Below are 11,088 nucleotides of genomic sequence, written 5' to 3' on the forward strand. Positions count from 1 at the left end.
CGCTCCTGTGTGTGGCTTAGTGGTAGTCGCTCATGCTCAATTGCACGGGCGGGTAGTTGCATTTCACCAGGGCTTTCGCCCACAGCTCCAGCACGGCTCGACGGCTTTGCGGCATGTCCCGCGTGATGGGCATCGCCAGGGTGCTTTCTTCCTGATAGGGCTTGCTGATCAACACAATCAGCTGGTCCACCGCGCCCTCAATGCGCGACAAGGAATTGAGCGGCATGAACTTGCTCATGATCGGGTACAGGTAATAGAACGGCTGGAGGATGAAGGGATAGATGAAGGTCTCCCAGATCAGCTGGCCGGCGTTTTCGCGCTGATAAATCAGGTTCCAGGCATCCACGAAGTTCTGCTGCAACTGCGGCTCCAGCGGCAGCACCCGCAGCGGCGCGAGGAAGTCGGTGAAGGCCGTGGGCAGCGGGAAGCTGAACGGGATCGCCGGGGCCTGCTGACCTTCCTGCACAAAAAAACGCAAGGTCGGAAAACCCGGTGCCTGGGCCGTAACGGTCAGGTTGGCGATGCCGTTGGCGTCGGTCTGGATCTTCGCCAGGCTGTATTGCACCGTGCTGTTGAGCGGGTCTTGCAAAGTGCCCTGCATGGCGATCGGGTTGGCGAACGTGAGCGTTGGGCTTAAGGCGACGGCGGCAGGTGTCGGTAAGAACTCCTGATAGGTCACCGGCGTCATTTGATCGGCCGACACCGCCAGCCGCGTGGCCATCAATTGGCGGCCGGTGCCCTCGGTCACGTGACTGCGCAGCGGGGTTGCGCCCTGGAATTGCGGCCAATTGGCGCTGTTTTTAGTCAGGTTGGCCGGGTCGTTGTTAAACAGCGTGAAGTTCGCCGCGTTGCTGAAAGCCAGGTAATAATCGGTGGTACACAGCATGTAGGCATTGCCGTATTCGGCCACCCACAAGGTGGTGCCGGCGGGCGCGGGCAGGCCGTCGTATTGCACCATCACCTGCAGGGTTCTGGTGTCACCCACGTCGATAAAGCTGGCGCTCTCGACCACTTCGGCGGTCCACATCTGCTGGGTCGCGGCGATCACGGGCGTGGTGCCGGGCTGTTGCAATTCCAGGGTGCCGGTTTGCAGGAGTGCCTGGGCGTCCACGCCCAGCGGCAGGTCGAGGATGCCCGCGCGTTTGTCGAAGGCCGCCTGTTGATAATCGTCATAACCAAAACTGGCCAGCGGGCTGAATTGTGTGCCCTGGCGGATGCCGATCTGGTAATTGCCCGCCTGGAATTTGGCCGCGACCGGGATGTCCGCCGTCTTGTCGATCGGGTAGAACGGGAAGGCATTGCCCAGGTCCAGCGACAAGGTGTCGTCGTGGGCCTGCGCCGAGATTACCCCGAGCTGCGCCTGGGTGGCCGTGCCTGGCGAGGTCTTGTAGATGGGCACTGCGCCGGCCGGTACCAGGCGCCGGCCGGCGGGGGCGGTGGGGAACTCATCGTCCAGCCACAAGCCCAGGGTGCCGACCGTGCGGCTATAGGCCGGGTTGAAGAAAATATCGCCGACGTTATCCAGCCCCTGTTGGTACATGGCCTGCACTTGGGCCTGGGCTGCGGCGCTGGAAGAGTGGGTGTCGATCGGCGGGTAGTTGTTGAGGATGCCGTTCTTGTCGTAGCACGTCAGGTAGGTTGAAAAACGGAACATCAAGCCCTTGGCATTTTGCTGCGCCATCTGGGTTTGCAGGTTTTGCAGCAAGGCCGAATTGCCGATCACCCATTCCAGGTTTTCTTTGGGGAAACAGGTTTGCCAGGTGGTGGTCACGTAGGCCAGGCCGCCGAGGTTGGCCCAGTTGAAGTTGAGGAAACGGTCGAGCATGCGGAACTGGCGATTGAGCGTCAGGCCGCACGCGGCATTGCCCAGCACCAGCTTGTCGAAGTACAGCGCGGTAAAAGTGTTCTGCCACGGGCTCACGTCGACAAACCTCGCCGGCGAGCTCGGCGCACCGCCGAAGGGGTTGCCGAGCAGTTGGAAGCTCTGGTTGATCAGCGGGTCCTGGCTCACATAACCACCGCCCGGCAACTCGCCGCCGGTGATCACCGACTGGGTCTGGTTGTAGCTCACGGTGCCGCAGGCATTGTCGCCAAACAGGTTCCACTCGCCAGGGATCATCGGCGTGGTCAACTGCGCGGCGTTGCCCGGCACCTGCATCACGTAATCGGGCACGCTGGCGGGCGGCAGCGGGGCGATGGTCCAGGGCAGCAAGGTGCTGGCGGCGTTCAACGGGGTGATGTCGAAGGCCTTCAGGAACGGCCAGTTCATCTGCATTTTTACCGCATCGTACAGCGGGTACATGTCATTGTTGTTGGCGGTCGGCGGGTTCCAGAACATATGGCCGCCCAGGTAGATACGCGGGAAATTCAAGACGCTCATGTGAGGCTCCTTAGCGTTGCCACTGGGCGCGTTTGAGCGACCAGACAAAGTCCAGTTTGTGGTAGCCGACAAAGTCGGAGGTGGGCAGCGGCGCGGTGGGGTAGACGATGCCGCCGTCTTTGTTCAAGGCGAAATTGAAATAGCCCTGCTTGGGCGAGTAAGCGGCGGTGCCATGGCAGGCGAAGCACGAAGACTGGCTCTGGAAGGCCGATTCCAGCTGGGAGTTGGCCAGTAACGTTGGCGTGGTGTTGGATTGCACGCCGATCAGTTCGTACTGCGCCAGCGCCGGGTATTGGGCCTGGAAGGTGGTGTTCACCGGCTGCGCCGCCGCTGTCGGCCCGGTGCTGTTGGTCATCGGCGCGGCGGGGGCGGCGTTGGTCACCGTGTACTGGCTGTTGTTACGGTTTTCGAAGGTGGTCCACACCCAATCGGGGTTCAGCTTGTTGATCACATGCAAGCCGCTCAGCGCCGCATAGCCGACCTGATACTGCTTGCCCTGTTGGTAATAGGCCTGGGCGATGTAATAACCCTGGCTGGCCAATTGTTGCTGGTAGGCCGTGTCGTTACCGATCCACAGCCACGCGGCTTTGAGCTCCCAGGCGGTGGAGGGGAAGTTCAGGTCGCTGGTGAGTGCGGCCTGGCCATTCACGTTGTAGACCTTCTGCTGCAGGATGTAGTTGAAGGTGTCCTGGCCCATCAGCAGTTGGAAGCGCACTGCCTGGCCTTTTTCGGCCGCCGGCACCTGGCCGCCCATTTGCAGGATCAACCCGTCCACCTGTTGCGTGGCGTTGAGGTTATGCAAGATGCGGTTGGGGTTCATGCCCATCGCCTGGGCCTGGGTCAGCACGGCGGCGGGTGGTGGCACGCTTTGGCCGTAGGGCAGCGGTTGGGCGCCGTTAGGCAGGTAGACCTGGTCCGACGGTTTCAGGGTTTCCCAGACCCGGTCAGGGCTTTGCGCGCCGGCGGGCTGGTTCAGGCAGGCGAACCAGTTCCAGGCGAGGGTGTCGGGGCCTTGGGTGAAGGCGGCCCGGGTGGCGTCGAGATTGCCTCCAAACTGCAAAAAGTTGCTGCAGTCGAAGGGGTTGGTGTCCTGTGCCTGGGCCAATCCGGCCAGGGCACTCAGGACCGTTATCGATAAGGCTCGCCGCATGAAAGCTCCTTGGCATTCGCCAGTTCGAGGTGAGGGCGCCCCAGGAAGTGCTCCAGGAGCAGTTGCTTGACTGCCGTCGCCGCCAGTTGCTGCGGCAACGCCAGGTCGCAATTGGTGATCAGCAGCGGGCCGGTCTGCGTGCTGGTGGGCAGGCGGCCATGGCTGCCACGGACTAGCCCCGTGTCCAGTGGGATTAGGTCCATGTAGTAGCGAAAACCGAGCTTTTTTTGCAGCAGGCGGCGCGCCACTTTGAGCTTGGGCAAGCGAATGGCCGGGTCGATAAACAGCTCCACCGGGTCGTAGCCGGGCTTGCGGTGAATGTCCACGGTGCGCGCAAAATCCGGCGCTTTGCGCTCATCCAGCCAGTAGTAGTAATCGAACCAGAACCCGGCAGCGGCCACGGCCACCAGCTCGCCGCTGCGTGCATGGTCGAGCTGCCAGGCGCGTTGCTCGGCCTTGTCCAGCACCTGCTCGATGCCGGGCTGGCACTGCAACAAGGCTTTAACGCGAGGGATGTCTTGCACGTGCTTTACATAGACATGCGCGACCTGATGGTCCGCCACCGCAAACGCCGCGCTGGCGCCGGGGTCGAGCAGTTCCCAGCTCAAGGATTGGCGCACCTGCAACAGGCCTTCGGCGCGCAGCACGCGGTTGATCGACACCGACTGCGCGACGGCTTCGATGCCGTACTCAGACAGCAGCATCACCGCCGCGCCCTGGGCCTCGGCGAAGGCCAGCAAACGCCCGACTTCGTGGTCGATGGCGCGCACTTCTTCAGCAATCGACGGGTGCTCAGGCCCCACGCGCTGCAAGCTGTAATCAAGGTGGGGCAGGTAGATCAATTGCAGGTGCGGCCGGCTGATCTGGAACTCGGCCATGGCGCACTCGACGATCCAGCGGCTCGACGCGATGCCCGCCGCCGGCCCCCAAAAACCGTGGAAGGGGAACTCGCCAATCTGCGCCTCGATCTGCTCATGCAAACCGGGCGGCGACGAATACAGGCCAAATTGCTTGCGCCCATCGGCCGGGTAATGCGGGCGCGGGGTGATGGAGGCGTCCACATCGGCGTACATGTTGTACCACCAGAACAACTGGCTGCAGCGAAAGCCCGGCATTTCACGCTTGAGGGTGTGCCAGACCTTTTCGCCCTGAATCAGCGCGTTGGGTTGCAGCCAGAAACGCACTTCGGCCTGGTCGCGAACGTACCAGCCATTGCCGACAATCCCATGCTGCGACGGCGGCGCGCCGGTGAGGATCGAGGCCTGCACCGTGGACGTCACGGCGGGGAACACCGGTTGCAGGCTGGCCAGCTTGGCGGTCTTGAGCAGCGCGTTGATCTGCGGCGTCGCCTCGCCCAGCAGCGACGGCGTCAGCCCGACCACATTGATCAGCAGCAGCGGTTGCTCAGAGCGCATCGGCATACGCCTCCTGCATCAGGGATTGCAGCAGGTTGCGCTGGCGCAATTGGCCCTCGACCCAGCGCAGCTCGGCGGCGATGCCTTCCAGCTGCGCCTGTTGCGTGGTGGGCCGCAACTGCGCGGGCAGCACGCCCCAGCTGTAGGTTTCCACCTCCAGCACCGGGCGAAACTCGGTGTGGGCGGCCAGGTAGTCGAAGGTCTGGGCCAGGGCCACCTGGCTGCCGCGCAGTTCGGGCAACAACAGGTGTTCGCTGAACAGCGGGATATGGAAGTGAATGCGCAGCTCGTTGAACCCGGCGCACGCCTGCAGGGCCGCCGGCAGGTCGGGCCAGGCCACACGGCCGCCCTGTGCATCGAGTGCCTTGACCTGGTGCAGGTAGGTGGCTTCGGCAAAGCTTGCGAGGGTGTCGAGCACGGCTTCGCGCCGCGTGGCATCGTCGGGCGGCAAGTGGCAGATCATCGCGTTGGACAGCTGGACCTTGCCCACCGGCACGCCGGCCGCACGCAGCCGGTCCAGGGATTGATAACAATCCTCGTACATCACTGCTTGGTGGCACACATCAAAACACAGCGCCAGGTAGGCATGGTTCGGGTCCATGGCCTGCCGGCGCTGGAAGAAGGCGAGGGTCTGCTCGGTGTTTTCCAGCACACAGTCGGGCTCCATCTCCAGGCAAAACACAATGTTCTTGCCGGTTTTGCGGTGCAGATCGGCAAGTGCCTCCGTGAGTTGGCTGAGGTGTTCATCGGCGCGCAGTTGCCGCGCTTTGCTCCAGGTTGCGGCATAGCCCAGCGGCACCGTGGAAATCACTCCTTGGCGGCAATCGTCGGGCAGGGCGTGGGCAAGGATGTGCGCCAGGTCCAGGCTGTAAGCCAGCCGCTGCGGGTCGGCCCAGCTGGGCAAATACACCTGGGCTTTCACCGCGCCTTTGTGGAAGTCGCCGTAGGGGAAACCGTTCAGTGAAGTCAGGCGCACGCCGCTTTGTTTGAGCAACTGCACAAACTGCGTACGCGCCGCGGCGTGCTGTAATTGCGCCGCCGCCTGGGCGCAGATCCACAGGCCGCTGTCTTGTTGCTCCAGCCCGCGCAAGGTGCGCACACCCTGAAAATGCTCGGTGATGGAGGCGCGCAGCGCGGCCAGGTCGCGGGCCGGGTGCACATTGCTGCAATAGCCGATCTGGCTGGCCGTCCAGCCGTTGGCGGCGCTCATTTGACCACCGGGTCCTGGCCACGCAAGGCCGAGTTTTCCTGCCATTGCTTGCGCTGGTCGATGGGCAGCGGCGTGCTCACCAGGGCTTTGTCGAGCTGGCCGCTCTGGGCAAAAAAGTCCACCGGGTTATGGAACAGCACCTGTTCGACCTGGGCTTCACTGAACCCGGCCGCGAGCATCGCCTGGCCGGTCTTGGGCACCTTGAGCGGGTCGCTGATGCCCCAGTCCGCCGCGCTGTTGACCACCATTTTTTCGGTGCCGTATTCCTGCAGCAACGCGACCATGCGCTGCTCCGACATCTTGGTGTTGGGGTAGATCGAATGGCCGCGCCAGCAGTCGCTGTCCAGCACCAGCGGCAAGGTCAGCTCATTGAGGTGGTCGATGATCACCAGGTGCTCGGCAATCCCCACTTCGCGGATCACGGCGAGGGTGCGTTTGGTGCCGCCGATCTTGTCGCGATGCGGCGTGTGTACCAGCACCGGCAGGTTGAATTGCTTGGCCAGTTCCAGTTGCGCGGCGAGGAAGCGGTCCTCTTCGGGGGTGATGTCGTCGTAGCCGATTTCACCCACCGCCACCACGCCGTCCTTGACCAGATAACGCGGCAGAATCTCCAGCACTTCATTGGCAATCGACAGGTCATTGGCCTCCTTGGGGTTCAGGCCGATGGTGCAGAAGTGGTGGATGCCGAACATGCTCGCGCGAAAGCGTTCCCAACCCAGCAGCGTGTCGAAATAATCGACGAAACTGCCCAGGCTGGTGCGCGCCTGGCCTTGCCAGAACGCCGGCTCGATCACCCCGGTGATGCCGGCGGCGGCCATGTTCTGGTAGTCGTCGGTGGTGCGGCTGACCATATGGATATGCGGATCGAAATACTTGAGCATGGTGAATCCTCGTCAAGGGAAGGCGATGTGCATCAGTTCAGGTAGGCGTGCCATTCGGGCGGCAGGCGCAGGCCGCGCAGGCGCTGTAATTGCGCCGGGCTGAGCAGGTCAAAGGCGATCGCTTTGGGCAAGCCCGGGGATACGGTGCGCGAGGCCGCGAGCTGTTCGTCGAGCAGGTCGAGGGCCAGTTGGTTGAGGTTCACGCTATGGTGCTGGGCCAGGTTCGCCAGGCGCCCGATGTCGAGGCCCATGCCGAGCGCCTTGAGCACCAGCTGGTGAAAGGCGCGTTCCGGGTAATGACGTGATGGGTAGGCGGTGTCGAGGGCCAGCGCGGCAAATACCTGCGGGTTGCTGGTGCGCCCGGCCTGCAACGCCAGCTCCAGGCACAGCCCGTCGCGGTCGAGCCAGTCGAGGGCGCTGAGCAGGGCGATTTTTTCCTGATCGTCGCCCCACCGGAACAGTTGGCGCAGCAGCGGCAGGTGATCGTCTGTTGGCGTGTGTTCCAGTGCCTTGGCTATCAGCAGTGCCCGGGCTGGCGCGACAACAGCGGCGGGCAACTGGCGCTTGCACTGGCCGCTCAGCAGCGCCACGGTGGACGCAAGCGGCTGCGCTTCTAGCTGTGCATGCGCCTGCAGCCACCACTGCAGTTGCGTGGCATCCAGCTGTTGAGTGAGGCTCAAGCGAAGGTCGGCGAGAGAGTCCGGGCGCATGTTCATGTCGGCTTGATCCAGCGCTGAAAGTGGGGAAGCAGGAAAAACACCAGCACACACACCAGGCTGCCCAACGGCTGGTTCGCCACCGCCAGCACCAGCGCATCGAACAACGGCAGCGCGGCCAAACCTGCGCCGATAAACGCGCGCACCTGGCGCTGTTGCGGGTGGGCCAGGTGTTTCCAGTAATGCCAGCCCAACCAGCCCAGCCACAGCAGCAATACCGGCCAGAACCACAGGTTGTTGGAGTAGAACGCCAGCGCCAGCGGGCTGAGCATCAACAGCAGTGGCAGGCGGCTGATCAGTTGGTTGCGATGCTCCTGGCGGGCCAGGTAGGTCAGGCCGCTGATGTACACGCCAAGCAGCATCGCGCACAGCCAGATCGGCTCCGGCGGCACCGCCAGGCTGGCGGCGGCGGTGAGGTACAGCGCCGAGCGGCAGGCGCCCATCAGCCACACGCTGTGGGCATATTTTTTATGCAGCAGGTTGTAGCCGAAAATGCAGCCCACCAGCAGCACCACGCCGCCAAGCAGCCAATGCGGCGTGTCGATCAAGCGGCTCAGGCCCAGCACCGCCGCTGCCGCGAACACCAGCAGCAAGGCTGTGGCTACGCCGACTTGCTGGCGGCTGGCAAGTCCCAGGGTGATGGGGCGCGGGTTGTGGTGTTGCGCGTCCCAGTCGGCATCGAGCAGGTCATTCAAGAACATCCCGGCCAGGTACAGCAGCGACAAGGTGATCAACAGCAGCCCCCACACCAGCGACGACGGCGGCGCCAGGGTTCCGGCGCTGCTGGCGAGCAGGGCGGCGGCCAGGGTATTGGTCCACACCGTGGGCAGGTTGGACACGCGGCCGAGGGTCATCCAGGTTTTCATCGGGCTCATCGCGCGTAGCCCTCGGTGGCAGGCAGTGCCGGGTTGCTGTGGGCCGCCAGCCGTTGCAGCGCCGCGTGCATTTTTGCGCTGTCGATTGCATGCAGGTCCACCGATTGGCCGATGCCGGTGAGCATGGGGATCGACAGTTGCCCGCCCAGGTGCTGGCGAAATTCCTCCAGGCCGAGCAACAGCGGCGAGCGGCCCTGGGCATCGGTCACACTCAATTCCGGCGGGCACAGGTTGAAGCCCAGCGTGTGCAGCAGGCTCATCACCCGCTCCGTTTCGGAATCGCTCAACAGGCCCAGTGCGTTCGCGTAAAGCCCATCCAGCGCCATGCCCACGGCGACGGCTTCGCCATGGCGCAGCCGGTGGTGGCTGAGGTTTTCCAGTTTGTGCGCGGCCCAGTGCCCGTAATCCAGCGGGCGACCGTTGCCGCGCTCGAACGGGTCACCGGCGCCGGTGATATGCCCCAGGTGCAGTTCGGCGCAACGGCGAATCGCATAGCGGCTGGCCGCGTGGTCGAAGTGGGCGAGGGCGCTGGCGTTGGCTTCCATCCACTGGAAGAACGCGGCGTCCTTGATCAGCGCCACTTTCACCGCCTCGGCCAGCCCGGCGATCTGGTCGCGGCGGGTGAGGCTGGTGAGCAGTTGGAAGTCGTTGATCACGGCGGTGGCGGGGTAGAACGCGCCGAGCAGGTTCTTCTGGCCGAAGGCATTGATGCCGTTTTTGACGCCGATACCGGCATCGTTCTGGGCCAGCACTGTGCTGGGAATACGGATCAGCCGGATACCCCGGTGGAAAGTCGCGCAGGCGTAACCCACCGCATCCAGCACTGCACCGCCGCCCAGGGCCAGCACGTAGCAGTGCCGGTCCAGGCCGTGTTGCAGCATGTCGCTGTAGAGCTGTTGCAACACCTCTGAGGTTTTACTCAGTTCACCGGCAGGCACGGCGATGGGCGCGGCGAGCAACTGCAGATCGGCATGGGCCGCGAAGTAGGCGTCGATCTGTTCGCGCAACGCAGGCGCGCTGTGCAGCAGTTGCTCATCGGCGAACGCCATCACCGTGACCGGCGCAGGGTGCTGGGTGATGAGCTGGTGGTGCAGGCACGGGTTGAGCGGGTCGAACAGGTGGTCGGTGAAGACCACCGGGTAGTCATAGGCGACCGTGAACCGCCCACGCAGGGGCTGGTCCTCACTGGGCTTGCGTTTGAGCAGGCTGTAAATCGCCACAAACACCAGCGGCAACACCATGCTGGCCAGCACCGTGACCAGCAATGAATTCTGCTCGATCAGGAAGGTGCCGATGGCCGTGTAGGCCAGCGCCAGGCCGGCATTGGCCAAGGTGGTGATCAGCAAAAAGGCCCGCAGCGGGTAGCGTTGCATTCCGGCGGCCACCACCGAGGTTTCCGCCAGCACCGGCACACCGCGCAGGCAAATCAACGACAGCGTGCCCAAGCGGTACGCCAACTGCCCGGGCGAGCGCTGATGCAAGCCAAGGCGGCCGGACAGCAAACGAAAATAACCGGCGCCCAACGCATACCCCAACCCGGCACCCAGGCACAGCCCGATAAAGATCACCAGGTAACCGCCAATGCTGCCGAGCATGGCCACCCCCAGCAACGCCACCATGCTCGACGGCACGGGCAGCACCACGTCCAGCGCCAGCAGGGCGATCAGCAGCAGCGCCAGGTTGAATACCTGGGCAGGCGTGGACGGTTGGTAGAGGTTGAGGTGAATCAGGAAGTCTTGGATCTGTTGTTCAAACAACAGAAAGCTGGCAATCACCAGCGCAGAAAAGCACACCAATGACAGCCAAAAATGTTCGGCTGGGCCCTTTTTCGTGAACGCACGATACCGCCGGCTGCGCTTCATCAAAGCATCCCTTTTGAGTGTTGAGACTTAAATTCCGTGTCTGTGCTTGCGCTGTTTTTAGAGCAATAAAACCCCTAACCTGGCGGGCAGGTTTTGTGCGTAATGGCTGATGGCTTTCACGGTATTCATGAACGTAGCCGGTTGTGGTTGTTTTGCAAGTTTGTGCGCAAGGGAGTTTGAAAAGGGCGTTTTAGAGGAGAAGGTTTAGCGGTGATTATTCAATATTTACAATTAGTTGTATGGCTTTTATGGCGGCGTCAAGAAGCTGTTGGTGATGACCGTTGCAAGTAACAAGTTGAGTTCAAAAACGTGAGGTTTGTTTGGTGAATTATTGCGGCTGGCTATAACAAGTTTATGTGGGCGTAGTTGTCGAGAACTATTCCGTTTAATGCGATGTGCTTCCAAAGAACTCAAATACTCAGCAGGTCCATTGTGGGAGCGGGCTTGCTCGCGAAAGCGCAGTGTCAGTCAGCACATATGTGGCTGACCCAGCGCATTCGCGAGCAAGCCCGCTCCCACATTTTTTACCGCGTTTATGCCATTGCCTTGGTGGGTTTCAGGCACTCGATAGAGCGATCCACCGTGGTGCGGGCCAGCTC

General features: G+C 62.7%; 8 protein-coding genes. All 8 read right to left on the reverse strand.

What is annotated here, in order from left to right; all coding sequences use genetic code 11:
- Positions 1–16 precede the first annotated feature (16 nt).
- The 8 genes from BLV67_RS15945 to BLV67_RS15980 are packed head-to-tail and all read right to left on the reverse strand — an operon-like array spanning position 17 to position 10,489.
- Positions 17–2,380: a hypothetical protein gene (locus tag BLV67_RS15945; RefSeq protein ID WP_069787190.1), complete on the reverse strand. Its 2,364-nt coding sequence runs from the start codon at positions 2,378–2,380 to the stop codon at positions 17–19.
- A gap of 10 nt (positions 2,381–2,390) precedes the next feature.
- A complete protein-coding gene (locus BLV67_RS15950; protein WP_069787191.1) occupies positions 2,391–3,530 on the reverse strand; it encodes a hypothetical protein in 1,140 nt (379 codons plus the stop codon).
- The gene (locus BLV67_RS15955) at positions 3,509–4,945 is read right to left on the reverse strand and encodes an alkaline phosphatase family protein (RefSeq protein ID WP_141722729.1); all 1,437 of its coding nucleotides are present in this window, start codon (positions 4,943–4,945) and stop codon (positions 3,509–3,511) included. Before BLV67_RS15955 ends, BLV67_RS15950 begins: the two co-directional genes overlap by 22 nt.
- The gene (gene eboE / locus BLV67_RS15960; protein WP_069787193.1) at positions 4,935–6,155 is read right to left on the reverse strand and encodes a metabolite traffic protein EboE; all 1,221 of its coding nucleotides are present in this window, start codon (positions 6,153–6,155) and stop codon (positions 4,935–4,937) included. The genes BLV67_RS15955 and eboE overlap by 11 nt, the downstream gene beginning before the upstream one ends.
- Complete coding sequence (locus BLV67_RS15965) at positions 6,152–7,036, reverse strand: TatD family hydrolase (RefSeq protein WP_017136539.1); 885 nt, start codon at positions 7,034–7,036, stop codon at positions 6,152–6,154. The genes eboE and BLV67_RS15965 overlap by 4 nt, the downstream gene beginning before the upstream one ends.
- Positions 7,037–7,068: 32 nt before the next feature.
- The gene (locus tag BLV67_RS15970; protein ID WP_065932167.1) at positions 7,069–7,752 is read right to left on the reverse strand and encodes an EboA domain-containing protein; all 684 of its coding nucleotides are present in this window, start codon (positions 7,750–7,752) and stop codon (positions 7,069–7,071) included.
- Positions 7,749–8,618: a UbiA family prenyltransferase gene (locus tag BLV67_RS15975; protein ID WP_069787194.1), complete on the reverse strand. Its 870-nt coding sequence runs from the start codon at positions 8,616–8,618 to the stop codon at positions 7,749–7,751. The genes BLV67_RS15970 and BLV67_RS15975 overlap by 4 nt, the downstream gene beginning before the upstream one ends.
- Positions 8,619–8,623: 5 nt before the next feature.
- Positions 8,624–10,489 carry a 3-dehydroquinate synthase gene (locus BLV67_RS15980; protein ID WP_069787195.1) on the reverse strand — a complete coding sequence of 622 codons (1,866 nt, stop codon included), beginning with the start codon at positions 10,487–10,489 and terminating at the stop codon, positions 8,624–8,626.
- Between the last annotated feature and the right edge of the window lie 599 nt (positions 10,490–11,088).

This window comes from Pseudomonas salomonii (assembly GCF_900107155.1).
Classification (GTDB): domain Bacteria; phylum Pseudomonadota; class Gammaproteobacteria; order Pseudomonadales; family Pseudomonadaceae; genus Aquipseudomonas; species Aquipseudomonas salomonii.